The 23896-nt window shown below is 69.7% G+C and carries 19 protein-coding genes; 8 read left to right on the forward strand and 11 right to left on the reverse strand.

Annotated elements, in window-relative coordinates:
• Window positions 1-71: 71 nt before the first annotated feature.
• Window positions 72-1151 carry a citrate synthase gene (locus BLT25_RS07340; RefSeq protein WP_176883677.1) on the forward strand — a complete coding sequence of 360 codons (1080 nt, stop codon included), beginning with the start codon at window positions 72-74 and terminating at the stop codon, window positions 1149-1151.
• Window positions 1152-1159: 8 nt separating this feature from the next.
• On the opposite strand, the gene BLT25_RS07345 is transcribed toward BLT25_RS07340, so the two are convergent.
• Window positions 1160-2176, reverse strand: a complete 1017-nt coding sequence (locus BLT25_RS07345; protein ID WP_218131259.1) for an aldo/keto reductase — start codon at window positions 2174-2176, stop codon at window positions 1160-1162.
• Window positions 2177-2269: 93 nt separating this feature from the next.
• Between BLT25_RS07345 and BLT25_RS07350 the strand changes: the two genes are divergently transcribed.
• Window positions 2270-3133: a helix-turn-helix transcriptional regulator gene (locus BLT25_RS07350; RefSeq protein WP_256328493.1), complete on the forward strand. Its 864-nt coding sequence runs from the start codon at window positions 2270-2272 to the stop codon at window positions 3131-3133.
• Here BLT25_RS07350 and BLT25_RS07355 read toward each other — a convergent pair.
• Together BLT25_RS07355 and BLT25_RS07360 are read right to left on the reverse strand one after the other, a co-directional pair.
• Window positions 3105-4304, reverse strand: coding sequence for a glycosyltransferase (locus tag BLT25_RS07355; RefSeq protein ID WP_091043757.1), 1200 nt, complete (start codon window positions 4302-4304; stop codon window positions 3105-3107). The genes BLT25_RS07350 and BLT25_RS07355 overlap by 29 nt on opposite strands.
• Window positions 4301-6223, reverse strand: a complete 1923-nt coding sequence (locus tag BLT25_RS07360; RefSeq protein WP_256328494.1) for an ArnT family glycosyltransferase — start codon at window positions 6221-6223, stop codon at window positions 4301-4303. The genes BLT25_RS07355 and BLT25_RS07360 overlap by 4 nt, the downstream gene beginning before the upstream one ends.
• Before the next feature lie 735 nt (window positions 6224-6958).
• Between BLT25_RS07360 and BLT25_RS07365 the strand changes: the two genes are divergently transcribed.
• From BLT25_RS07365 to BLT25_RS07380, 4 genes are all read left to right on the forward strand, one after another.
• Complete coding sequence (locus BLT25_RS07365; protein ID WP_091043759.1) at window positions 6959-8233, forward strand: HNH endonuclease signature motif containing protein; 1275 nt, start codon at window positions 6959-6961, stop codon at window positions 8231-8233.
• 497 nt (window positions 8234-8730) lie between these two features.
• On the forward strand, window positions 8731-10074 hold the full coding sequence (locus BLT25_RS07370) for an FAD-dependent oxidoreductase (protein ID WP_091043762.1): 1344 nt from the start codon (window positions 8731-8733) through the stop codon (window positions 10072-10074).
• Between the two features lie 120 nt (window positions 10075-10194).
• Entirely contained in the window at window positions 10195-10941 is a 747-nt protein-coding gene (locus BLT25_RS07375) for a Clp protease N-terminal domain-containing protein (RefSeq protein WP_091043764.1), read from the forward strand.
• A 75-nt stretch (window positions 10942-11016) separates the two neighbouring features.
• Window positions 11017-12015: a hypothetical protein gene (locus BLT25_RS07380; protein WP_091043767.1), complete on the forward strand. Its 999-nt coding sequence runs from the start codon at window positions 11017-11019 to the stop codon at window positions 12013-12015.
• A gap of 57 nt (window positions 12016-12072) precedes the next feature.
• Here BLT25_RS07380 and BLT25_RS07385 read toward each other — a convergent pair whose 3' ends face one another.
• The 5 genes from BLT25_RS07385 to BLT25_RS07405 form a co-directional block, all read right to left on the reverse strand.
• Window positions 12073-12966 (reverse strand): dioxygenase family protein, encoded by an 894-nt coding sequence (locus BLT25_RS07385; RefSeq protein ID WP_091043769.1) that lies wholly within the window; start codon window positions 12964-12966, stop codon window positions 12073-12075.
• Window positions 12966-14009 carry a maleylacetate reductase gene (locus BLT25_RS07390; RefSeq protein WP_256328495.1) on the reverse strand — a complete coding sequence of 348 codons (1044 nt, stop codon included), beginning with the start codon at window positions 14007-14009 and terminating at the stop codon, window positions 12966-12968. The genes BLT25_RS07385 and BLT25_RS07390 overlap by 1 nt, the downstream gene beginning before the upstream one ends.
• 36 nt (window positions 14010-14045) lie before the next feature.
• Window positions 14046-15836 carry an FAD-dependent oxidoreductase gene (locus BLT25_RS07395; protein WP_091043773.1) on the reverse strand — a complete coding sequence of 597 codons (1791 nt, stop codon included), beginning with the start codon at window positions 15834-15836 and terminating at the stop codon, window positions 14046-14048.
• Between the two features lie 119 nt (window positions 15837-15955).
• On the reverse strand, window positions 15956-19450 hold the full coding sequence (locus BLT25_RS07400; RefSeq protein WP_091043775.1) for an ATP-binding protein: 3495 nt from the start codon (window positions 19448-19450) through the stop codon (window positions 15956-15958).
• A gap of 100 nt (window positions 19451-19550) precedes the next feature.
• The gene (locus BLT25_RS07405; RefSeq protein ID WP_176883678.1) at window positions 19551-20402 is read right to left on the reverse strand and encodes an alpha/beta fold hydrolase; all 852 of its coding nucleotides are present in this window, start codon (window positions 20400-20402) and stop codon (window positions 19551-19553) included.
• Window positions 20403-20523: 121 nt separating this feature from the next.
• On the opposite strand from BLT25_RS07405, the gene BLT25_RS07410 reads away from it, so the two are divergent.
• Complete coding sequence (locus tag BLT25_RS07410; RefSeq protein ID WP_091043777.1) at window positions 20524-20982, forward strand: nuclear transport factor 2 family protein; 459 nt, start codon at window positions 20524-20526, stop codon at window positions 20980-20982.
• A gap of 26 nt (window positions 20983-21008) precedes the next feature.
• Window positions 21009-22238 (forward strand): epoxide hydrolase family protein, encoded by a 1230-nt coding sequence (locus BLT25_RS07415; RefSeq protein ID WP_091043780.1) that lies wholly within the window; start codon window positions 21009-21011, stop codon window positions 22236-22238.
• Between the two features lie 56 nt (window positions 22239-22294).
• On the opposite strand, the gene BLT25_RS07420 is transcribed toward BLT25_RS07415, so the two are convergent.
• The 3 genes from BLT25_RS07420 to BLT25_RS07425 are packed head-to-tail and all read right to left on the reverse strand — an operon-like array spanning window position 22295 to window position 23893.
• The gene (locus BLT25_RS07420; protein WP_091043781.1) at window positions 22295-23326 is read right to left on the reverse strand and encodes an alpha/beta fold hydrolase; all 1032 of its coding nucleotides are present in this window, start codon (window positions 23324-23326) and stop codon (window positions 22295-22297) included.
• On the reverse strand, window positions 23319-23471 hold the full coding sequence (locus BLT25_RS29775; protein ID WP_176883679.1) for a hypothetical protein: 153 nt from the start codon (window positions 23469-23471) through the stop codon (window positions 23319-23321). Before BLT25_RS29775 ends, BLT25_RS07420 begins: the two co-directional genes overlap by 8 nt.
• Complete coding sequence (locus BLT25_RS07425) at window positions 23468-23893, reverse strand: Ohr family peroxiredoxin (RefSeq protein WP_091043784.1); 426 nt, start codon at window positions 23891-23893, stop codon at window positions 23468-23470. The genes BLT25_RS29775 and BLT25_RS07425 overlap by 4 nt, the downstream gene beginning before the upstream one ends.
• Between the last annotated feature and the right edge of the window lie 3 nt (window positions 23894-23896).

Below are 23896 nucleotides of genomic sequence, written 5' to 3' on the forward strand. Positions count from 1 at the left end.
CGGACTCGGGCGACGCGATGTCGATCGAGTCGACATGGCGCCGGAGCCGATGCGTAGGCGAGAGTGTCGTCGTGACCGAATGGATCACCACCAGAGAAGCCGCTCAGCGGCTGGGCGTGAAGCGCACGACGCTCTACACCTACGTCAGCCGGCGCCTGCTCACCCGGCGTCGCGCCGGTGGCGAGAGCCTGTTCGACCGGGCCGAGATCGACGCACTGGCCAGCACGCGGCACCATCCCGGCTCCCCGCTCGGCGTGCTGCCGATGCGTTCGGTCCGCTCGAACGTGAGCGAGGTACGCGAGGGAGAGCTGTTCCTGCGCGGCGTACCGCTGGCCGACCTGGCCGACGAGCCGTGGGACGAAGTGGTCGATCTCGTCCTGGGGCCGACTCCTGAGATCACCGTCGACGTGCCGGAGCACCTGACCGTGCTGCCGCTCAACCGCCGGCTCCCCGCACTCGCCCAGTGGGCGGGGTCCCACGGCGATCGGGTCGAGCCCGCCGCCGCTGCCGGCGTCGCCAAGGGGCTGCTCGGCGCCGTCCCGGTCGCTCTCGGTGGCCGGGCGGAGCCGGGCCGGCCGGTCCCCGAAGCGGTCTTCGCCGCCGTCGCCGGACGCCCGGGGAGCCCACGTGAGGTGGCCACCCTCAACACCACGCTGATCGCACTCCTCGACCACGGCCTGGCGGCCTCGGTGGTCGCGGCCAGGGTCGCGGCCTCGGCCCGGGCCTCGGCGTACGACTGCCTGGTCGCCGGGTACGCCGCGCTCTCCGGGCAGCTGCACGGCGGCATCGGCCCGTCCGCACTCACGGTGCTGCGGGACGGCCCGCCGGCCGACCCGAGGCGCCCGGTGACCGGCTTCGGGCACTGGCGCCACCCCGACGGCGACCCGCGGGCCGATGCGGTCCTCGCCCGGCTCGCGCTCGTCGACGGCTCCGCGCCGTCCCTGGCGCATCTGGACGAGATCGCCTCCCGCACCGGCCGCCTGCCGAGCATCGACGGGGCGCTCGCGGCGTTCGTCGTCACCTGCGAGCTGCCCGACACCGCCGCGGAGGTGTTCTTCCAGGTCGGTCGTACGGTCGGCCTCGCCGCGCACGTCGTCGAGGAGTCCGAGGAGGATCCGCTGCGCTGGCGCGCGACGGATCCCGCCGGCTGACCGGCCCGTCAGCCGGCGGCCGGTCGCTCGCTGTCGAGCTGGTCCATGAACTGGGTCGGGTAGCGGTCTCCGCGGGCGGCGCCGACGGGCACGGCGGCGTCGATGCGGGCGAGGTCGGCCTCGTCGAGGGTGACGGCGTTGGCACCGACCATCGACTCGACCTGGCTGACCCGGCGGGAGCCGATGACGGGGACGATGTGCTCTCCGCGGGCGGCGACCCAGGCGATCGCGAGCTGGGCCAGGGTGATGCCCTTGGCCGTGGCGATCTCCTCCAGGGTGACGAGCAGCGCGCGGTTGTGGTCGAGGTTGTCGCCCTGGAAGCGCGGCATCATCGCGAGCGAGCCGCCGAGCGCACCGCTTCCGCCGATCAGGCCCCGTCCGAGGACGCTGTACGCGGTGATGCCGATCCCCAGCTCGCGGCAGGTCTCGAGGATGCCGTTGGTCTCGATCCCGCGGCTGAGCAGGGAGTACTCGATCTGCAGGTCGCTGATCGGGGCCACCGCGGCGGCCCGCCGGATGGTGTCGGCGCTGACCTCGCTGAGCCCGATGTGGCGTACGTATCCCGCCTCCACCAGCTCCTGGACCGCGCCGACGGTCTCCTCGATCGGGACCTGCGGGTCGACGCGGGCGGGACGGTAGATGTCGATGTGGTCGGTGCCGAGCCGCTGGAGGGAGTAGGTCAGGAAGGACCGGACCGCCTCGGGGCGGCCGTCGAATCCGGCCGGCATCCCGGCAGGCGTGATCAGGGCGCCGAACTTCACCGAGAGCACCGCGTCGTCGCGGTCGCGCTCGCGCAGCGCCCGGGCGATCAGCATCTCGTTGTGGCCGGCGCCGTAGAAGTCACCGGTGTCGATCAGGGTGCCGCCGGCGTCGAGGTAGGCGTGGATGACGCGTACGCCCTCCTCGTCGTCGACCGCGCCGTAGGCGCCGGAGAGGCTCATGCCACCCAGCGCGGGCGAGGTGACGGTGGGGCCGGTCTTGCCGAGCTGTCGGCTGCTGATCTGAGTCTTGTCGGAAGTCGTCATGCGATCCAGCCTGCGGCGTACTCCGGACGCCCGGAAGGCACTGCACATCCAGGGAGAGGTTCTCCCTGGATAACCGGTCACGACCGACGGATCATGGAGCGTGTGATCGACCGCCATGAGCTCGCCGACTTCCTGCGTCGTCGCCGGGAGCTGCTCCGGCCCTCCGATGTCGGCCTCCCGGACGGGTTGCGGCGGCGTACGCCCGGACTCCGTCGGGAGGAGGTCGCCTCGCTCGCCGGCGTCTCGACCGACCACTACACCCGGCTGGAGCAGGCGCGTGGGTCCGCGCCCTCGGAGTCGGTGCTCTCCGCGATCGCGCGGGCGCTGCAGTGCGATCTCGACGAGCGCGACCACCTCTTCTACCTCGCCGGGATGACACCGGCTCCCCGTCGCGCCGGTGGCTACGTACGTCCGGGGCTGATCGCGCTCGCCCGGCGGCTGACCGACATCCCCGTGATGATCTGCACCGACATCGGCGAGATCGCCTGGAGCAACGAGCTCGCCACCGCACTGATCCCGCCCCTGCCCCAGCAGCCCGGACGCGACCGCAACATCTACTGGCGCTGGTTCACCAAGCCCGAGCTGCGGCCGGCGCCGCCGGATGACTGGGACCGGCTCTCCGCCAACCACGTGATGGATCTGCGCGCGACGTACGCCCGTAGGGCCGGCGAACCGGACATCACCTCGCTCGTGCACGACCTCCTCGGGGCGAGCGAGGAGTTCCGTGGGCTCTGGGAGCGGCACCAGGTGGCGGTGCGGCGTGCCGACGTGAAGACGTTTGTCCATCCCGAGGTCGGCCCGGTCTCGGTGCGCTGCGAGGTCCTGCTCACCGAGGAGGCCGACGTGAAGCTGCTCGCCTACTTCCCGCTCGAGGGCACCGATGCCGCCGAGAAGCTCGAGCTGCTCCGCGTCATCGGCACCCAGCGACTCACCCGCGCGGACTCATCACCCACCTGAGCGCGATGAAGCGGATCAGCGTGGCCGCGGCGTTGGCGGCCACCAGGGCCACGATCTCGACCGCCCGGGCCGGGGTGGGCGCGGCGAGGTGGAGGAGCGCGAGCGATCCCGAGGTCAGCGCGAGCCCGACCCCGAAGGCGGCCAGCCCGGCCACGTGATGCTTGACCGCGCCCTGCCGCACGGTGATCCCGAAGGTCAGCCGGCGGTTGGCCGCGGTGTTGGCGACCGCGGTCACCAGGAGCGCGACCAGATTCGCCGCCTGCGCGCCGACGGTGGTGCGGAGCAGGACGTAGAGGAGCAGGTACACCAGCGTGCTCAACACCCCGATCGCGCCGAACCGGATCACCTGAGCCGCCAGGCTCGGGCTCCGGACGGGCCCGGGAGGGCGTACGCCGCTGAGGTCGATCCGGCCGCTGACCAGCCCGAACAGCAGTCTCCTGATGCCGGCCAGGTCCTCCTTGACGGTCTTGACGATGTCCACGCGCGAGTCCGGGTCGTCGACCCAGTCCACCGGCACCTCGTGCACGCGCAGCCCGGCCTCGGAGGCCAGGACGAGCAGCTCGGTGTCGAAGAACCAGCTGTCGTCCTCGACCAGCGGGAGCAGCTTCTCGGCCACGTCACGGCGGATCGCCTTGAAGCCGCACTGCGCGTCGGTGAACTCCGCGGAGAGGACCCCGCGCAGCAGCAGGTTGTAGCCCTTGGACAGGAAGTCCCGCTTCGGGCCCCGCTCGATCCGGCTGCCGCGGGCCAGGCGCGACCCGATCGCGACATCGGAGTGGCCCGACAGCAGCGGGGCGAGCAGTGGTGGCAGGGCACGCAGATCGGTGGAGAGATCGACGTCCATGTAGCCGACCACCTCCGCCCGTGACGTGGACCAGGCCGCTTTGAGCGCTCTTCCCCGGCCCTTCTCGTCGAGATGGATCGCACGGACCCGGGTGATCTCGGTCGCGAGCCGCTCCGCGATCTCCCAGGTGCCGTCGATACTGGCGTTGTCGGCGATCGTGATCGTCGTGGAGTAGGGCAAGGTGCGCAGGTAGCCGTCGAGGTGGCGTACGGACTCCTCCAGGCCCTTCTCCTCGTTGTGGACCGGGATCACCAGGTCGATCGCCGTCAGCAGCCGCTTCTCGTCGACCACCCACATCCCGCTGGAGAGTGCCGTCCCCGCGGTCATTCCGCCTCCTCGGTCAGGTCGTAGACCGTGGAGCTGCCGATCGTGGTCTGGGTGAAGTTCTCCGTCACCCAGGCGCTGATCTCGGAGGCGCTGGAGGTCTCGTCGCTGCTGTCTCCTGCGCCTCTCATGCCGCCCATCCCGCCGCCGGCGATGAAGTAGTGGATCTCGCCGTTGGCGACGTACTCCTGGAACTGCTCGAGCGTGATGCTGTTCGAGGTGCCGTTGAAGCCGCCGATCGCCATCACGGCCTCGCCGGTCTCGAGCTGGAGGCCGGCCGCGGTCTGGGAGCCGATCGTCGCGGCCACCCAGGTGTAGTTGCCGGCGTTGGTGCTCACCGCCTCGGCGAGCTCCTCGTCGACCTCGCCGCCGCCCATCATTCCGCCGCGGCCACCGCCGGGACCCCCACCGTTGCCGCCACCGTTGCCGCCGGGCATCTGCGGGGTCTGGCCAGTGGTGCCGCCTGTGGTTCCGCCGGGCATCTGGCCGGTCGGCGGGGTGCCGTTCTGGGCCTGACCGCCGGGACCACCGCCGGCACCACCGGGACGACCACCGCCCATTCCGCCCATGCCGCCGCCCTCGTACGGCCCGGCCGTCACGATCGAGCCGGTGTGAGCGGTCCCGATCGTCTGGATCGCGTACGCAGCGGGCCCGACACCCAGAGTGACGGCTGCCGCCGCGAGGACCGCCCCTGCGGCTCGGCGGGTGAGCCTGTCCGCGAAGACGAAGGCGGCGGCAACGCCGAGGCCGATGATCAGGACGGGCCAGCGCAGCGCCTCGTACGGCTGCTCGCCCGACTGCCCGAGCAGCACCCAGCCCCACACGGCGCTGCCGGCCATCGCGACCGCCAGGGTGATCCGGGCGAAGAGGCCGTCGCGGTCACGCCACATGATCACGGCACCGACGACCGCGGTGATCGCGATCCACGGGGCCAACGCGACCACGTAGTAGTCGTGGTAGATGCCCTCCATGAAGGAGAAGACCAGGCCGGTGACGAGCATCGTGGCCCCGCTGAGCATCAGGGCGGCACGGGTCAGGTCCGTACGCGGCGCCCCGCGCAGCGCGATCAGGCCGGTGACGAGGAAGAGCAGCGCAGTGGGGAGCAGCCAGGAGACCATCCCGCCGGAGACACCCTGGAAGAGGCGCAGGATCCCGGCGGCGCTGGAGAACCCAGCGTTGCCGAGGCCACCGTAGTCGCCGCCGTTGAGCCGGCCGACGCCGTTGTAGCCGAGGGTCAGCTCGAGGAGCGAGTTGCCGGTCGAGCCGTCGATGTAGGGGCGCCAGGACTCCGGGATGAACTCGACGATCGCGATGTACCAACCGGCACTCACGACCATCGCGACGAAGCAGGCGATGCCGTGGGTCATCCTCCTGCCGAACGAGCCCTTGCCCGCGATCAGGTAGACGACCGCGATCGCCGGGATGATCAGGAACGCCTGCAGCATCTTGGTCAGGAACCCGAAACCGAGCAACGCACCGGCCAGCACCATCCACCGCGCCTTGCCGGTCTCGATCGCCTTGAGCGTCGAGAACCCGGCACCCACCAGCAGCAGGAGCAGCAGTGCGTCCGGGTTGTTGAACCGGAACATCAGCGCCGCCGCCGGGGTCAGCGCCGTGAACGCTCCCGCCGCAATCGCCGCCTGCCACGGCGCGACCTTCTTCACCATCGCGTGGACGAGGCCGACCGTGGCCACGCCCATCAGTGCCTGCGGGACCAGGATGCTCCACGAGGACAGACCGAAGAGGCGTACGGACAGGCCCATCACCCACAGCGACGCCGGCGGCTTGTCGACCGTGATCGAGCTGCTCGCATCGAGCGCCCCGAAGAACCACGCCTTCCAGCTCTCACCGCCGGCCTGTGCGGCGGCAGAGTAATACTGATTGGCATATCCGGACTCGGACAGCGTCCACAGGTACGCCACGGCTGTGAGAGTCAGCAGAATAATCAGGGACGCGCGTTCCGGGCGCCATCGTGGTTTCGCCGCCGGCGGTGTCGGCTCTGGCGCCGATCTCGCCGTGGGAGGGTCGAAGAGTTGGGTCATGCTGACCACGGTCGAGCGCGGGTCTGTGGGAGCCTTTCGTTGAGGCTGTGAGCGTCCTATGTGGTTCGCTTCACATCTCGCTGCCTCTCGCTGCCCCTCGCTGGTCGAGCCCTCGCTGGTCGAGCCGCCCGCCCCGCTGGTCGAGCCGCGAGCGCCAGCGAGCGTGTCGAGACCAACACGGTCGGGTTCCGGGTCTGGTCGTGGTGTTTCGACCTTGTTGAGTTCGTTCTGGCGGTCGTCGGGGACTGTTTCTTCGGGGGACCGTGGGCCGCCGACCCTTTCTGGAGGGTGTTCTCGATCTGGTCCGGCGTCAAGGACGCCCTGCGGGCGCCGGCTTCGCCGGCCGCTTCGCGGTCCTGGACTCCGGACCAGATCGAGAAAAGACTTGGCTGGCTATCGGGGCGGCGGCCCGGGTGTGGCGCAGCGGAATCCTGCTGGAACAGTGGGGCTTGTAGGGGTGGGGGGTGGCCCTTCGGGCCACTTACCATCCACAGAAGCGAGGCCGTTCGCTCACCGCGAAAATAGCCTCTGACCTGCACCTATAGGTGGCTAGGTATCCCCTCGCGGGCGTAGAATCAGACCCATCACGACACGCCTCTGAGGGGAGGGATCACGATGAGTCTGGACCGCGACGTCGACCACTGGGGCAGCCACCCCGGCGATGCGATCGACACTGCTCTCGCCGCCATCGAGTCCTCCCTCCACGACCTGCTCGCCAGCGACCCCGCCTATTGGCGGACCTCGACCAAGAAGGACCTGCTGGCCCGCCTGGAGACGATCCAGACCCAGCAGGCCGCGTTGAAGCTCCGGGTGCTCGCGTCATCTGGTGATATCGCCGAAGAGACCGGCGACAAGGACGCCTCCGCCTGGATGCGCGCCGAGCTCTTGGTCGACAAGGCCGTGGCCCGGTCGCAGATCAAACTCGCCACCAAGATCGCCACGTACGAGCTCGTCGCCGACAGTCTCGCGGCCGGTGTCGTCTCCCCGGACAAGGCCCGCGTGATCACGACGGCCCTGGACAAGATCGAGGCCGACCCGGTCGCCAGCGCCGAAGACTTGGTCTTGGCCGAGAAGCTGCTGGTCGACTACGCCACCCGGCTGACCGCCAGCGAGCTGGCGATCGTGGGCCGGAAGATCCTGGCCGAGATCGACCCGGCCCGGTTCGAAGACGCTGAAGCCCAAGCCCTCCTCGCCGAGGAAGAACGCGCCCAGCAGAAGACCGCGCTGCGGGTGTGGGACAACCACGACGGGACCGTCGGGTTCGACGGGGTGCTGCCGGTCTCGGTCGGGATGCGGCTCAAGCGGCTGGTCGAGGCCTACGCCCAACCCCGCAAACAACAGCTCGTCGAGAAGGGCGCGCCGCTGCCGCCCTGGGAGCGGTTGATGGGCCAAGGGTTCGCCCGCCTGTTGGAGACCCTCGACCCCGCAGCGCTGCCCCGCCACGGCGGCGACGCCACCACCCTCAACGTGGTGATCTCCCTGGAGGAGCTCCGCAAGGACCTCGGCACCGCGACCCTGGGCTACGACGAGACCAACGGGACCACCATCACCGCCGCGGAGGCCCGGCGGATGGCGTGTAACGCGACCATCATTCCCTGGGTGCTCGGCAGCGAGGGTGAGGTCCTTGACGCCGGCCGGGCCAGCAGGTTCTTCCAGCCGATCCAGCGCAAGGCACTCCGGCTGCAGGCCAAGTGCTGCCAAGCCGAAGGGTGTGACATGCCACCCGAATGGTGCGACGCCCACCACCTCGACCCCTGGGCCGCCGGCGGCACGACCAACCTCAAAGACGCGGCTCTGCTCTGCCTCCATCATCACCGCCTGGCCCACACCCCGGCCTACACCCATGAACGCCTACCGGACGGCACCATCCGATTCACCCGCCGCCCCTAACCAGCCGGGTCAGAAATCGCTCCGCCGGGTGTCGGCCGAGCTGGCACCCCAACCGTCGACCGGCCTCCGCGTCCCCGGGGAACGCTTCGGGTCAGTGGCGAGTTCGTGACCCGGCCAGCATTGAACCGACCCCAGCAATGCGCCAGTGACCTTGTGAACCATTCACAAGGTCACGCCCACTGCCGTAGGCACACAAGGCGCCGGGCTGCTCGCGCACGACCAGCCCACGACCCAAGCCCATGCCCACCCGAATCCGCTGCGCCACACTCTCGCCGAAACGAAGAAACGGCCACGTCCGCGCGGCCCGAAGAACAAGATCCGACGCGCCGTACGTGTCCGAGATCACGTTCCCAGACATACCCAAGACAAGAACACATTCTAGGATTGAGCGTGAAACCCACGCATGGCCGCGTAACCACCTGGTGGAACGGATTCGGAGGGTTACACGACCCCCTTTAGGCTTGCCTTAGTACATCCACGGAAGGTTGAACTCCCTTATGCGTGACATCCGCGTTGCGATCGTCGGTGCCGGCCCGGCCGGCATCTACGCTGCCGACATCCTCACGAAGGAGCACCCTGGTGCGCGCGTCGACGTCATCGAGCGCCTGCCTGCTCCCTACGGCCTGGTTCGCTACGGCGTGGCTCCTGACCACCCGCGAATCAAGGAGATCATCAAGGCTCTGAAGCGCGTCCTGAACCAGGACAGCATCCGCTTCATCGGCAACGTCGACTTCGGCACCGACCTCAAGCTCGACGACCTGCACCGGTTCTACGACGCCGTCATCTTCGCCACCGGCGCGATGGCCGACCGTGAGCTCGACATTCCGGGGATCGACCTGCCCCAGTCCTACGGCGCGGCCGACTTCGTCAGCTGGTACGCCGGACACCCCGACGTCTCGCGGGAGTGGCCCCTCGACGCCGAGGAGGTCGCCGTCCTCGGCGCCGGAAACGTCGCGCTCGACGTCGCCCGCATGCTGGCCAAGCCCGCCGACGAGCAGCTGGTCACCGAGGTGTCCGACAACGTCTACCAGGGCCTGAAGAAGAACCCGGCCAAGACGATCCACGTCTACGCCCGCCGCGGCCCGGCGCACATCAAGTTCAGCCCGATGGAGCTGCGCGAGCTCTCGCACTCCCCCTCGGTCGACGTCGTCGTCGAGGAGGAGGGCTTCGAGATCGACGAGGCCGGCGAGAAGGCGATCCAGAGCCACAAGGCGACCAAGCTCGTGGCCGACATCCTCCTGAAGTACATGGAGGCGCCCGCCGGCGACAAGCCCCACAAGATCGTCATCCACATGATGCAGAACCCCGTCGAGATCCTCGGCGAGGACGGCCAGGTGGTCGCACTGCGCAGCGAGAAGACCGAATACAACGGCGACGGCACCGTCACCGGCACCGGCGAGTTCACCGACACCCCGGTCCAGGCCGTCTACCGCGCCGTCGGCTACCTCTCCGAGGCCCTCCCCGATGTGCCCTTCGACGGCGAGAACGGCGTCATCCCCAACGCCGGCGGCCGGGTGCTCGACCTCAACGGCGAGCACATCAACGGCACGTACGTCACCGGGTGGGTCAAGCGCGGACCGGTCGGCCTCATCGGTCACACCAAGTCCGACGCCAAGGAGACCATCGACAACCTCCTCCACGACCTCGACAAGCTCAAGCCCGCCGAGCACGGCTCGCCCGCGGCGGTCCTCGAGCACCTGTCCGGCAAGGGCGTCGAGTTCACCACCATCGAGGGCTGGGAGAGGCTCGACAACCACGAGCGCTCGCTCGGCGAGGCCCAGGGCCGCGAGCGGATCAAGGTCGTCCCCCGCGACGAGATGATCCAGATCTCCAACGCCTGACGCACCACGTACGCAGGGCCGGTCATCCACACGGATGACCGGCCCTGCGTCTATTACTGCCCGGGCGCGAGGCGTCAACCAATGGTTGACGCCTCGCGCTCGTCAACCTAGAGTTGACGCATGACGACTCCCCGCGATGCAGACCCTGCCCTCAAGGCCGTGCGCCTCGACACCCTGATCGACTCGATCAAGAAGGCTCGGCACGAGCCCCTGGACCAGCTGGCCGACGCGATGGTGGTCGGCGAGCACCTGGGCGAGGTGGCCGACCATCTGATCGGGCACTTCGTGGACCAGGCCCGCCGCTCCGGGGCGTCCTGGACCGAGATCGGCACCCGGATGGGGGTGACGAAGCAGGCCGCCCAGAAGAAGTACGTCCCCAAGGCCGGTGACCAGTCGCTCGACCCGCAAGCCGGGTTCGCGAAGTTCACCCCGCGTGCGCGGACGGTGGTCGTCGCCGCCCAGGGGGAGGCACGGAAGGCCGCGAACGCGGAGACCGGCGTACCTCACCTGGTGCTCGGCCTCCTCGCCGAGCCGGAGGGCGTCGCGGGCCACGCGATCAGGGCCCAGGACGTGACCCTCGACGCCGTGCGCGCGGCGGCGACGGCCGCCACCCCGGCCCCTTACGGCGAGGTCGGCGAGATGATCCCGTTCACGGCCGACGCCAAGAAGGTGCTGGAGCTGACCTTCCGCGAGGCCCTGCGGCTCGAGCACTCCTACGTCGGCACGGAGCACATCCTGCTCGCCCTCCTCGAGCACGAGGACGGCGCCGGGATCCTCCATGAGGCCGGGATCGAGAAGGCGAGCACCGAGCAGAGCATCACCTCCATCCTCGACTCGCTCAAGGTCGACTTCGACCCGGGTACCTGATCTGAGGGACCCCCGGCCCGAGCGAGCCGTGCGTGCCGGGGGTTTCGATACCTTCCGAGGACCTGGAGGTACCCCATGCCACGCTGTATCGGCCGACTCGTCCTCGGCCTCGTCCTGGCCGTCGCCGTCCTCAACGTGCCTGCCGCGGTGACGGCACCGGCGGCGGAGGCGGCCTGTCGGCCGACGCTCAAGTCGCTGACCCTCGCCAGGAGCACCGTGACCGGAGGCTCCTCGACCACCGCCACGATCCGGCTCAGCTGCCGGACTCCCAGGCGCGCCAAGGTGCAGCTGTGGGCCAGCACCGGCATCCGGGTCCCGGCGTACGTCTATGTCGCCGGTGGCCGGAGCACGCGCGCAGTCACCGTCCGGACCTCACCCACGACGGTGCGCAGCAGCGGCCGGGTCAAAGCGGTCTACAAGCAGGTCGTACGCCGCGCGACACTCGTCCGCACAGCCACCCCGTGCTACCCGACGCCGGTGCCGACGACCGTGGCCCTGCCCGCCTACGTCCATGCCGGGCAGAAGGCCACCGGGACCGTCACGCTCGACTGCGTCGCCAAGACGTCCCTGGCGGTGAGTCTCACCTCGAGCTCGTCCTGGGTCACGGTCCCGGGCACGCTCACGATCCAGGCCGGGCGGCGTACGGCGTCCTTCACCGCGGTCACGAAGGGGCCCGCCACCGGCACCTTGCCCGCGTTCAACGTGACGATCAAGGCGACCCGGAACCGGAAGAGCGCCACCCGGGTGATGCAGGTCAGGCCGGAGATCCGATCGTTCCGGGCCGGGGACCGGTTCACGGTGAACGAGCCGATCCTGACGCCCGACGAGACCGAGGGGAACGAGGGCTGGTTCAGCGGCACCCTTCGGATCACCCTGGACCATCCGGCACCACCGGGCGGGCTCGACGTGAAGGGCGCGGTCGTTCCCGAGGGCAAGACCTGGACCGACGTACCGATCCATCTCGACTCGTATCCGCCCGACTCCCGGGTGACCGACCACCTCACGATCACGGACTCCGCCGGCAACGTCCTGCTCCACGAGGACTTCACCTACATCGTCCATCGGGCCCCGTGAGGGGGTCCCTGACGTGCCCGGGCAACACCCCTGTGGCCGAAGCACGCCAGGGACGTATCAGGCCCCCATGGGCGCGAGGACGATGTCGAACCGCACCTTCGACCAGGTGCCGTCGACGACCCGTCCGTCCGGCGTCGGCGTCCCGGCGGGCTGCTGCTCGAACCGCTTGATCAGCGACTCCTTGACCCCGAAGACGGTGTCCTTCCAGCCGATCGGGTCGCCCTCGGGGAAGATGTGGGTGACCAGCGTGCGGCAGCCCTCGTGGGTGACCATGAAGTGCAGGTGCGAGGCGCGCAGCGGCGAGCGCCCGACCGCGGCCAGCATCTTGCCGACGGGGCCGTCGTCGGGGATCGGGTACGGCGTGGGCGTCAGCCCCCAGAACCGGTAGCCACCCTCGGCGTCGGTGAACAGGTGCGCCCGGGCCGCCCTCGCGCCCGCGTCGCGCTGGACGTCGTAGAGCCCGTCCTCGTCGGCCTCCCAGACCTCGATCCTCGCCCCGACCAGCGGCTTTCCGTCGGTGCCGGTGACCGTCCCGGTGACCCAGCACGGCTCCCCCGGGGCCCCGAAGGCCATGTCCCCACCCAGCTCGATCCCTGGGGAGTCCTCCACGAAGAAGGGCCCGAAGACCGTGGCCTCGGTCGCGTCGGCGTACGCCTGGTTGTTGATGTTGATCGTCTGCATCGAGGCGCCGAGGGTGTCGGAGAGGAGGATGAACTCCTGGCGTACGTCGTCGGTGATGTGGCCGGCCGCGGTCAGGAACTCGATGGCGGCGCCCCACTCCTCCTCGGTGAGGCGTACGTCGCGGATGAAGGCGTGCAGGTGTCGGGTCAGCGAGACCATGACCTCCTTCAGGCGCGGGTCCTCGCAGGCGTCGAAGGACGCGACCACGGTGTCGACCAGGGTCTGCTCGACCGCCTGCTGCTCCGGCGATACGCCGACTACGTCGCTCATCAGCTCTCCTCTCCCACCCACGCCGCGGTCAGCAGCGCGGTCAGGTTCTCCTCGGTGACCGGGGTCGGGTTGTTGTCGGGGATGGCGGCCATGATCGGGGCGACCGCCCTGGCGATGCCGTCCTCGGGCATGCCGTAGTCCTTGAGCGCCTTCGGCACCGAGAGCGCCGTGCGCAGCGCGTCGAGCCCGGCCACGGCGCTCGGCGCCCCGAAGGCAGCCGCGATCCGTGCCTCCGCCTCGGGGGCGGCCGGCGCGTTGAAGGCGAGCACGTGCGGGAGCACGACCGCATGGGTCTGGGCGTGCGGCAGGTTGAACATGCCGCCGAGCACGTGGCAGATCTTGTGGTGCATCCCCGAGCCGGCGGACGTGAACGAGACCGCCGCCAGGTAGGCGCCGTAGAGAGTCTGCTCGATCCCCTCGATGTTCGCGGAGTCAGCGGCGACCAGCGGCAGTCCGGTGGCGAGCCCTCGGATGCCCTCGGCGGCGTTGACCCGGTCGATGGGGTCCACCCGCGGACCCCACATCGCGTCGATGCAGTGAGCGAGCGCGTTCAGGCCGCTGGCGACGGTCATCTCGCCGGGCAGCGTGGTCAGCAGCGAGGCGTCGTAGACGACCGACCTCGGCAGCACGCGTGCGTCGATCCCGGTCGTCTTGGTCTCCCCCGAGGTCAGGCCCCAGACGTTGGTCGCCTCGGACCCGGCGTACGTCGTCGGGACCGCCACGATCGGCAGCCCCGTGGTGAGCGCGACGGCCTTGGCCAGGCCGGTGGTCGAGCCGCCGCCGACGCACACCAGCGCGTCGACCGCGGCCTCGGCAGCCCGGTCCCGAGCCCGCTCGGCGACCTCGACCGGGACGTGCATCACGACCTCGTCGTGGCGCAGCGCGACCGGGACGAGATCGGTCACCCGGGTGGCGAGCTCGGCCTCGCGCGCACCGGCGACGACCATCACTCGCCGAGCCCCGAGAGCCTCGATCTCGGCTGCCACCGCAGCGGCCGCCTCGCCGGTGGCGAAGCGGACCCGCTGCGGCAGCGATTCATGCATGAACTTCATGAGATTCCCCCCGCTCAGCCGGAACGATCAGGCCTTGCCCAGCAGCGTCGCGACCGCCTCGCCCAGCACGGCGCCGGGGTCGTCGGGAAGCGACATGGAGCGCCAGGCGACGTGCTTGTCGGGACGGACCAGGATCGCGCCCGACTCCTCGACCTCGCGAAGCTTGGCCCAGTCGAAGTAGAGGTCGGTCACCTCGCGGCCGGGGCCGATGACGACGGTCTGGAGCGGGATCCCGAACTTCGTCCGGGCCGCGTCCGCCGCCTCCGACCACGCCTCGCCGGCGACGCCGGTGATCAGCGTCCACTGCGTGTAGGGGGCGAGGTCGAGCATCGCGTGCTTCTCGACGTTGTCGCCGACCCAGGCGTGCGGCAGGTGGGCGCCCGGCGAGGTCGACATCCGGTGGTAGAGGTCCTCGTCGTCGGTCGGCGCAGGCCGGGTGCCGTCGGAGACGATCGCGTCGGACTCGTAGAACTGGCCGAGCTCGACGCCGTGGGCGTTGAACTCGTAGTTCTTGCGCTCCATCGCGGTGACCAGGGCGGCCCGCTTGGCGGCACCCTCGGGGGTGTTCGCCTTGCGCTCCTCGATGGCGGCCGCCATCTCCTCGCCCTCGAGACCGACGACACCGAGCGCCTCGAAGAGCTCACCGAACTCGCGCGCGGACTGGTTGGCGCGGGTGACGATGCGCTTGGCGACCGGGGCGCGCTCGGTGGAGTAGGACTCCAGCAGCGACGGCTCGGCGTAGCCCTGGACCACGGCGGCGAGCTTCCAGGCCAGGTTGTAGGAGTCCTGGATGGACGTGTTCGAGCCGAGACCGTTCGACGGCGGGTGCCGGTGGATGGCGTCGCCGGCGCAGAAGACGCGCCCCTTCTGGGCGTGGGTCGCGTACATCTCGTTCACGCCCCACAGCGAGTAGCCGGTCACGTCCGGCTCCAGGTCGGGCATCCCGAGCAGGTCGCGGATGACCTTGACCGCGTACTCCTCGGTCAGCTCCGGCGGCGGCTGGTTGATGTCGTAGCCCCACACGATCAGCCACTCGTCCCACGGGCGGACCATGCGGACCAGGCCGGTGCCGATGCCGCCGACGTTCGAGCCCGGCTGGATGACCCAGTAGAGGACGGAGGGGCGGTGGTCGACGAGCTCGGAGAGGTCGGCCTTGAAGGTGATGTTCATCGACCCGGCGATGTCCATCGCGCCTTCGAGCGGCAGGTCGATGTCGGCGCCGACCTGGGTGCGGGCGCCGTCGGCGCCGATGAGGAACTTCGACCGGATCTTGTACTCGTGGCCGGTCAGCCGGTCGCGGGCGATCGTGGTGACGCCCTCGTCGTCCTGGGTGTGGCTGAGGTACTCGGTGGAGAACCGCGTCTGGGTGCCGCGCTCGGTCGCGTTGCGGACCAGGATCGGCTCGAGGTACGTCTGCGGGATGTCGACGGTCAGGCACGGCGAGGCGAGCTGGTAGTCGGCCTCACGGTCGGGGCGGGTGCCCCAGGTGCGGATCCGGCCGATCTCCTCGCCGGCGATGCTCGTGCAGAAGACGGTGTCACCGACGAGCTCGTGCGGCGTCGCGTCGGCCAGCACCTGCTCCTCGATGCCCAGGTCGCGGAAGATCTCCATCGCGCGCTGGTTGGTGATGTGTGCGCGCGGGGTGTTCGCGGTCCAGCGGTACTTCGTGATCATGATGTTGTCGACACCGAGCTCGCTCAGGAAGAGCGCGGCGGACGCGCCGGCCGGGCCGGATCCGACGACGAGGACGTCGGTGGTCACGACATCCTCGGTCTCGGGGACCTCGGTCTCTTTCTGGCCGTCGTCGAAGACTGGCATGTTCTCACCTTTCTGAGACCGCGGCGGGGTGTGGGATCGCAGTCTCGAAGGCGAGTCTTACCGGCCCGATCGGGCCACTTCAAAGGTGGGGTCGCGGGTTGGCGGAAATGCGTACGCGACTAGCGCATCGCCGGCTTATCCACGTCGCGCGCGGTCAGGGCCACCACCGCTCGCTCGATGGGCTCGGCGCCCATCTCCCGGGCCAGTTGAAGGGCATGCTCAACCATGGTGTCCGTCTGGCTGGACTGCCCCGTCCTCACTGTCGCCTCGGCGCAGCGCCACGAAGCGACGGCCTCTTCCCAACCCCAATGGGCGCTGATGCAACGGTCGAGGGCGGCGTGCCAGAGATCGACCTCGTCGTCGCTTCGACGACAACGAGCCGATTCTGCCTCGAACAGCGTCCGCAGCTCGGGTTGGGCTGCGAACGGATCCCAGGGAAGCAACTCTGCTTCCTCGATCAGCCTGTCGAGCAGGCGTTGCCCGCGACCTGTCGACCCGGTTCCCGAGGAGTCGACCGACGCCAGATCCGCAGCGGCCCACGCACCCAACCGCAGCAGGTCGGCGGCCGTGTCTGGATCGCTGTGGTCGAGTTGGAGATGGTCGAGGACCATCTGTCCTGCCTGCTCGGGTCTGTCATGGCTAATCAAGTGCTCCGCTCGGGCTCTTGCGCCCAGCAGGCCGACCATGGATAGGAAGTCCGGGATCAGTTCCTCGGCGCGGTGCAGGTGCTGGTCCGCTTCGTCGAGTCTCCCCAGCCGGCAAGCGAGGACACAGGCCGTCAGCCTGGCGGCCACACCGGTGCTCTTGGCGAGCCGAGCGGCCAGAATCTCCCGGAGCGAGTCGCGTGCTCCGGCCAGATCCCCTTCGCACAGGGCGGCGTCTGCAGCGATGATGGCGATCCAGGCTCCAGGGACCGGTGATCCGCGGGCGGCGACATCGCCGTAGGCCGACTGTGCCACGCGTCGAGTTTCCCCCGGCCATTGTGTGAAGGTCGTCAGCGCCCACCCGGTCTGGCCGAGCAAGCCGGGGTCGCCGATGGACAGCGCCAGTTCGTGCGCCCGCTCGGCGTCGCCCCGCTGTGACTCGTGGTACGTCGCGCGGCCGCTGCCGAACACTGCAAACGTCTGGGCTTGGAGGGCGACGGCTTGCGCAAGGTCCGTACCGCACCGGATGGCGGCCGCGAGCGCCTGCTCGGCGTGTTCAGCGGCCGCTGGCAGTCCTCGCCAAGATTCGGTCCCGGACAGGAGGCTCAGAGCCCGCACGTATTCCACGCTGTCAGGGAATGCCGACGCCAGGTCGACCGCCTCGCGGACTTCGACCATGGGCCGTTCCGAGCTGTGTCCGGAATGGAACTCCGCGTCGCACCACAGGCACAGGATCTTCGAAGCCAGGAGGGGGTGCGTGGTTCGATCAACGAGCACGCGGGCGCGGGCGAGCCAGTCATACTCCGCATCGAAGTCGCCCGTCAATGCGGCCACCTCCGCCGCACGGGTGAGCAGGAGGACGTCATCGCCGACAGCCCGCCGGGTCGGTTCACCGGCCCTCGGCAGGAGCTCGATGACGCGCCTCAGGTGGGTCAGCTGCTCGGGGAAGACGCGCAATTGCTCCGCCAGCCCGGCCGCCGCCAGCGAGCAACGGACCGCCTCATCGACGGCACCCGCCCGTTCGTGGTGCAGAGCGAGGTCTCCCCAGCGGCGCATCTCCCCGGCCCGCGAGCCACTGGGCGTGGTCAAGGTGCCGGCGATCGCCGCATGCAACGGAGCGGCCTGCCCGGGGAGGAAGGTGTCGTAGAGGACTTCGGCCACCAGCGGATGACGGAACCAGTAGCGGTCATCGCGGTCGACTGTGACCACTCCAGCGGCGGTCGCTTGCACCAGGCACCGGGACAGGTCCTGGCTGTCGAGTGCGATCAGGCCGGCCATGACGGCGTACTCGTCGAACGTCAGCGGTCGGCCGGCGACCGAGAGCAGTCGTGCGACCTCTTGGGCGTCCTGGCCGAGCCGGCGCCACGCGGCCAGCAGTGCATCCGCCAGGACGTCGGGGAGGGCCTCCGCAACGGCTTCACTTCCCACGTCGAGGTCCTGCGCCAGCAGCTCGGTGAAGTACGCATTGCCCAAGGACCGGCTGTAGACCGCCTCCAGCAGTTTCAGGCTCGGCGTGGCGCCGAGCAGCACCTTCAACTGCTGCTCCGTCTCCTCGACCGTCAGGCGGCGGAGCCGCAGTTCCCGGACTCCGGAGAATCTGCGAATGTCGGCCAGCCACCCGTGCAGTCGATGGCTCGGATCGAGCTCCTCGTCGCGGACCGTCGCCATGACTACGAGGTCCTGGGCATCGAAGCCTGCGATCAGGTACCCCAACAGATCCAGCGACGAGACGTCTGCCCACTGCAGGTCGTCGATCACGAGCAGAACGGGGCCGTGGGCCGCCAGCCGTACCAGGCCACGCGCCATCTCCGGAAGGAGGCGTTGGGACTCCTCGCCTGCCGCCCAAACGAGCGAGGGGAGGACCGAGTCCAGCCGTGGCGCCGCGGCCAGGAGGTCAGCTCGGGCTGTCGTCGATGCATTCGCCAACCAGGCTTCCAGGGCCATCGCGAACGGGGCGTACGGCGACGAGGCAGCGCCGAAGCGCGTACACCGGCCCCACAACACGTCGTACCCGAGATCCCGCGCCGTGTCGGCTGCCTCCATGATCAGCCGAGTCTTCCCGACGCCGGCCTCGCCATGGACGATCACGGCGCCCGGGGAGCCGTCGACCCCTCGTCTCAGCAGCTCCCCCAGTACCTGCATCTCCTCCGCTCTTCCGGCCAGCCGACGGTCCGGGGGCGCCCCGGGACTGTGCGGGGCGGTCCGCGGCGCCCGTGGCCGGGGGGTCACGGTGACGGCAGCAGCCTTGAGGTCCGTGTCGTGGTTGAGGATGGCGGCTTCGAGCCTCAGCACCTCCTCGCCCGGGTCCAGCCCGAGCTGGTCGGACAGGAGGGCACGCAGGCGACGCAGCGCCTGCAGGGCCTCCGCCTGCCGATCGCTGCGATACAGGGCGAGGGCCAGCTGCGCCCATCGGTGCTCGCGCATCGGCGCAGCGTCAACCATCGATCGTGCGCGAGGGACGATCTCGCGATGGCGGCCGGCGCGAAGCTCACCTTCGATCAGCAGCTCCTCGGCGTCTTGTCGCAGCTCTTCGAGGCGCGCTGCCTCCTGCCGGCCCCGATCCCAGTCCTCGAGCTCGGGGTAGGCAGACCCCCGCCACAGACCCAACGCTGACCCGAGCAGGTCGCGCGCCGCAGCCCAGTCATCCTCGACGAGCGCCCGAGCCTGCTTCAGCAGCTCCTCGAACCGCTGGGAGTCCAGGGTCCCGGCCGGCACCGTCAGTCGATACCCGTTGGGCACGGTCCCGATCGCGTCCGCTCCCAGCAGGCTGCGCAGGCGCGACACGCAGCCCTGGATGTTCTTGGCAAATGAAGCCGGCGGTCGATCCCCCCAGAGAATGTCGGCAAGGCGGTCGACGCTGAAGGCCTCACCCGGTGCCGTGGTCAGGGCGGCCAAGACCAACCGGTCACGGCCACCGACCCGACGCTGGTCGCCGTGCACGCTCAGTGGACCGAGCACCGCGATCTCCACGTCACAACTGTCGACCGCGTCAGAGCGAGCGTCAAGCCGGCTCGGTCGGCACCTTGAGGAGTGGTCTGACCGAGAGCGGCGGCTACGAGCGGGGCGACAACTAGCGCGAGAGCCAGTCGAGAACCGCCTTGATGGTCGAGTCCGGCTTCCGGGCCCACTTGAAGTGGTCGATGCCGGGTTCGTCCAGGTGCACGCGGGCGACCTCGAGCCCCGGCATCCGGCGGTGGATCTCGTCGACCGTCTCGCTGGGTGCCAGCCAGTCGCCCTCGATGGACACGATCAGCGCGGGCTTCTCCAGGGCGCGCATCAGCGGCGTGACGTCGCGGGACGGGCTGCCGAGGCGGAGGCGCCCGGTGCGGGCGTACCGGGCCCACTCCCTCATCAGGGTGCGGGCCTCGCGGCCGGCGAACTTGAGCTGCTTGCCGGGGAAGTGGCCGACGACGCGACCGACCAGGCCCATCGCCTGGCTGGCGACCAGGAATCCCGGGCCGTAGTTGCGCCAGTAGGGCGTCTGCGAGGCGACATAGATCAGGCCGGCGACCCGGTCGGGGTGCAGTGCCGCGTAGGCGCTGGCGGCCTGGCCGCCGAGGCTGTGCCCGAGGACGTACGTCGCCCCGGCCGAGGCCGGGATCAGCTCGCCGATGCGGTCGACGGCGGCGGCGATGTCGTCGACGAGGTCGGCGTAGCCGAAGTCGTAGGACCAGCCAGCGACGCGCCCGCCGAGCTCCTCATGGCCACGCTGCTCCATCCGGCCGACGTTCATCCCCGCCTCCGCGAAGGCCACGATCAGCTTGTCGTAGTAGCCCGCCGGCATGCCCATCGCGGGCACGACCAGCAGCGTCGGCGCCTCGGGGTCCGCCGCACGGACCACGGTCAGCGTGAAGCTGGTGCCCTCGGGGCGCTCGATGCCGTACGCCTCAGGGGTGGTCGTGGGGGACGAAGTCTCAGTCACCCGGGCAATGTTACCCGCCAGTAAGGCGAGGGGTTCACTTCGTCGAGATTCTGGACTTGTGGGTCCAAATTTCGCGGAGCATCCTGTTTGGACCAAGTAGTCCACACAGGAAAGGAATCTCATGGAGACCCTCGAGCGACTCGGCATCACCGAGGACGTACGCCGCCTGATGGCCCGCTACGTCCGCTACGCCGACCACCAGCGCTGGCAGGACCTGGCGAACCTGTTCACCGAGGACGGCACCTTCACCCCGCACAAGCCGGACGGATCGGTCTGGCTGCACATGAACGGTCGCGAGGAGATCGTCGCGACCGTCGGCGCCAGCGGCGGCCCCGGCGTCACCCTGATCCACCACCTGTTCTCCGACGAGATCGACGTCGACTCCGCGACGAGCGCGCACGGCGTCTTCGCGATGGAGGACATCGTCACCCGGCCCGAGGACGCCGATGTGTCCGAGGCCATCCCGTTCCGCCGCATGCACGGGTTCGGCCACTACCACGCCCGGTTCGTCAGGACCGACGGCTCCTGGCGGATCGCCGAGCTGACCCAGACCCGCGTCCGGCTCGACTTCTTCAACTGACCTTCACCCAGAAAGCAGGAAACATCATGACCAAGCCCACCGAGCTCAGCCCCTTCAAGATCGACATCGCCCAGGACGCCCTGGACGACCTCCGGGACCGCCTGAGGCGGACCCGCTTCTTCGACGACCTCGACAACGAGGAGGGCTACTACGGGATCAGCACCGCGTACCTCGAGCCGCTCGTCGAGTACTGGGCCGACGGCTTCGACTGGCGCGCCCAGGAGGAGCGGCTCAACACCTACGACCGCTACCAGGTCGAGATCGACGGCACTCCCGTGCACTTCGTCCACGCACGCGGCAAGGGACCGAACCCGGTCCCGCTGATCATCCACCACGGCTGGCCGTGGCCCGGCGAGTTCAGCTACCAGCTCATCGAGCCGTTGACCGACCCGGCCGCCCACGGCGGCGACCCGGCGCTGTCGTTCGACGTGATCATCCCGGACCTCCCCGGCTTCGGCTTCTCCACGCCCGTCGGCCGCGGCGATCTGAACTACTGGAAGATCGCCGACATCATGCACGAGCTGATGACCGGGGTGCTCGGCTACGAGAAGTACGCGGTGGCCGGCTCCGACTACGGCGCCCTCGTCACGAGCGCGCTGGGCCACAAGTACGCCGAGAGCATCATCGGCCTGCACTACGGCCATGATCTCGTCCCCGGGATGTTCGAGAACGAGCGGTTCTGGGACCTGACCGACGGTGCCAAGGTCCCCGAGGATGCCTCGGAGGAGTGGCGGACCGGGTGGACGTACTTCGTCGACACGTACGCCTCGCACGTCGCCGCGCACATGCTGGACGGCTCGACGCTGACGCACGGCCTCAACGACTCCCCGATCGGGATGCTGGCCTGGCTGCTGAAGCGCTGGAAGGCCTGGAGCGACAAGCGGGGCGACTTCGAGGAGGCGTTCCCGCGGGACTTCATCCTCACCCAGGCGACCATCTTCTGGGTGACGCAGTCGATCGGCACCTCGATCCGGATGTACCGCAACGCGGAGCGCTACCGGTTCGTGCCCTCCCACGACCGTCAGCCGGTCGTGGAGCCGCCGGCCGGGTTCACGTTCCTGCTCGGCGACGCGTACCCGCCGGCCATCGACACCGTCGAGGACCGGATCGCCGCCTTCGAGAACGGTCCGACGCGCGGGATGTTCAACGTGGTCAACGTCAACGCCCACCTGAAGGGTGGCCACTTCGTCCACTACGAGAACCCGGAGGCCTTCGCCGCCGACCTGCAGGAGACCTTCCGCCGGATCCTCGGCTGACCTGACAACGCGAGCCGCCCCGATCCGTGAGGATCGGGGCGGCCTCGTCGCGCGACTCAGAGGGAGTCGGCGTCCATCACGGCGCGGGCGAACTCCATCGGCGCCTCCTGCGGCACGTTGTGGCCGATGCCGACCAGCGTGCGGTGGTCGTAGGGGCCGGTGAAGTGGTCGCGGTAGCCGGCACCGTCGCCGGCGGGCGTGAACGGGTCCTTCTCGCCGTCGAGGGTGATGGTCGGGACCGAGATCGACGGCCCGGCCGCGAGCCTGCGCTCGAGGGCGTCGTAGCGTCGGTCGCCGTCGGCCAGGCCCAGCCGCCAGCGGTAGTTGTGGAGCACGATGTCGGCGTAGTCCGGGTTGCCGAACGCCTGGGCCGAGCGCTGGAAGGTCGCCTCGTCGAAGGCCCAGGTGGGCGAGTTGAAGCGCCAGACGAGGCGGCCGAGGTCGACGCGGTAGGTCTCGTTCGCGAGGCCCTGGGCACCGCGTTCAGTAGCGAAGTAGTACTGGTACCACCACGCCCACTCCGCGGCCGGCGGAAGCGGCTTCTTCTGGGTCTCGCGGTTGGTGATGAGGTAGCCCGTCACGGAGACGAGCGCCTTGACCCGCTCCGGCCACAGCGCGGCGATGATGTCGGCCGTGCGCGACCCCCAGTCGTAGCCGGCGAGCACCGCCTGCTCGATCCCGAGGGCGTCCATCAGGTCGAGGATGTCGAGGGCGACCCGGGACTGCTGGGCGTTGCGGAACGTCCGGGTCGAGAGGAAGGTCGTGCTGCCGTGCCCACGCAGGTGCGGCACGATCGCGCGGTAGCCCTGGGCGGCCAGAATCGACGCCACGTCGGCGAAGCTGTGGATGTCGTACGGCCAGCCGTGCAGCAGGACGACCGGCTGTCCGTCGCGCGGGCCCAGGTCGACGTACCCGACGCTGAGCTCGCCGGCCTCGATCTGCAGAACGTCCTCGAACGACGTGCTCTCCGGGGTGCGCGGACGTCTCCGGGGCGCTTGGCCTGCGGCCGGGCCTCCTCCGGCCGCGATCAGCGCCGTCGTGCCGGCGGCCAGACCGACCGCCTTGGTGAAGCTCCGTCGGTCAAGCATGGAAGTCCCTCTCTGCGTGGATGGTGATCGGATACGGGAGCCACGGGCCGGCCCAGCCGAGCGCGGTGGTCGCGGCGAGCAGCAGGACGTCGGCCGCCCGGGCCAGTGCGTCGACCGACCCGGGCTGGGTGTCGCTCGAGGTCACTTGGCTCGCGCGATGATCTCGACCGGGACGTTGCCGGTGATGGCCTTCGAGTACGGGCAGGTCTGGTGGGCCCTCTCGGCAAGGCGCTGGATGGTCTCCTCGTCGACCCCGCCGGCCACCACCTCGAGCTTCGCGGTGAGGAAGAAGCCCTTCGTCTCGTCGTGGTTGAGGGTGACGTCGGCGGTGATCTCGATGCCGTCCAGGCGGATCTTCTCGGCTCCCGCCGCGAGCCGGAGAGCGCCCATGAAGCAGCCCGACCAGCCGGCCGCGAAGAGCTGCTCGGGGTTGGTGCCGCCGCCGGCGCCGCCCAGCTCGGTGGGGGTCGCGAGGACCTGGTCGATGGCCCCGTCGTTCGACGCGATGTGGCCGCCGTTGCGTCCCTCGCCGGTGGTGGTGACGGTGCCGGTGTAGCTGAGTGCCATGGT

Source organism: Nocardioides sp. YR527, assembly GCF_900101045.1.
GTDB lineage: Bacteria > Actinomycetota > Actinomycetes > Propionibacteriales > Nocardioidaceae > Nocardioides.

What these genes read in the sequence shown, in the direction of transcription:
- BLT25_RS07365 (WP_091043759.1), top strand. Translation starts at nt 6,959, where the DNA reads ATGAGTCTGGACCGCGACGTCGACCACTGGGGCAGCCACCCCGGCGAT.
- BLT25_RS07395 (WP_091043773.1), bottom strand. Translation starts at nt 15,836, where the DNA reads ATGCCAGTCTTCGACGACGGCCAGAAAGAGACCGAGGTCCCCGAGACC.
- BLT25_RS07385 (WP_091043769.1), bottom strand. Translation starts at nt 12,966, where the DNA reads ATGAGCGACGTAGTCGGCGTATCGCCGGAGCAGCAGGCGGTCGAGCAG.
- BLT25_RS07370 (WP_091043762.1), top strand. Translation starts at nt 8,731, where the DNA reads ATGCGTGACATCCGCGTTGCGATCGTCGGTGCCGGCCCGGCCGGCATC.
- BLT25_RS07375 (WP_091043764.1), top strand. Translation starts at nt 10,195, where the DNA reads ATGACGACTCCCCGCGATGCAGACCCTGCCCTCAAGGCCGTGCGCCTC.
- BLT25_RS07380 (WP_091043767.1), top strand. Translation starts at nt 11,017, where the DNA reads ATGCCACGCTGTATCGGCCGACTCGTCCTCGGCCTCGTCCTGGCCGTC.
- BLT25_RS07345 (WP_218131259.1), bottom strand. Translation starts at nt 2,176, where the DNA reads ATGACGACTTCCGACAAGACTCAGATCAGCAGCCGACAGCTCGGCAAG.
- BLT25_RS07425 (WP_091043784.1), bottom strand. Translation starts at nt 23,893, where the DNA reads ATGGCACTCAGCTACACCGGCACCGTCACCACCACCGGCGAGGGACGC.
- BLT25_RS07420 (WP_091043781.1), bottom strand. Translation starts at nt 23,326, where the DNA reads ATGCTTGACCGACGGAGCTTCACCAAGGCGGTCGGTCTGGCCGCCGGC.
- BLT25_RS07415 (WP_091043780.1), top strand. Translation starts at nt 21,009, where the DNA reads ATGACCAAGCCCACCGAGCTCAGCCCCTTCAAGATCGACATCGCCCAG.
- BLT25_RS07390 (WP_256328495.1), bottom strand. Translation starts at nt 14,009, where the DNA reads ATGCATGAATCGCTGCCGCAGCGGGTCCGCTTCGCCACCGGCGAGGCG.
- BLT25_RS07355 (WP_091043757.1), bottom strand. Translation starts at nt 4,304, where the DNA reads ATGACCGCGGGGACGGCACTCTCCAGCGGGATGTGGGTGGTCGACGAG.
- BLT25_RS07410 (WP_091043777.1), top strand. Translation starts at nt 20,524, where the DNA reads ATGGAGACCCTCGAGCGACTCGGCATCACCGAGGACGTACGCCGCCTG.
- BLT25_RS07350 (WP_256328493.1), top strand. Translation starts at nt 2,270, where the DNA reads ATGGAGCGTGTGATCGACCGCCATGAGCTCGCCGACTTCCTGCGTCGT.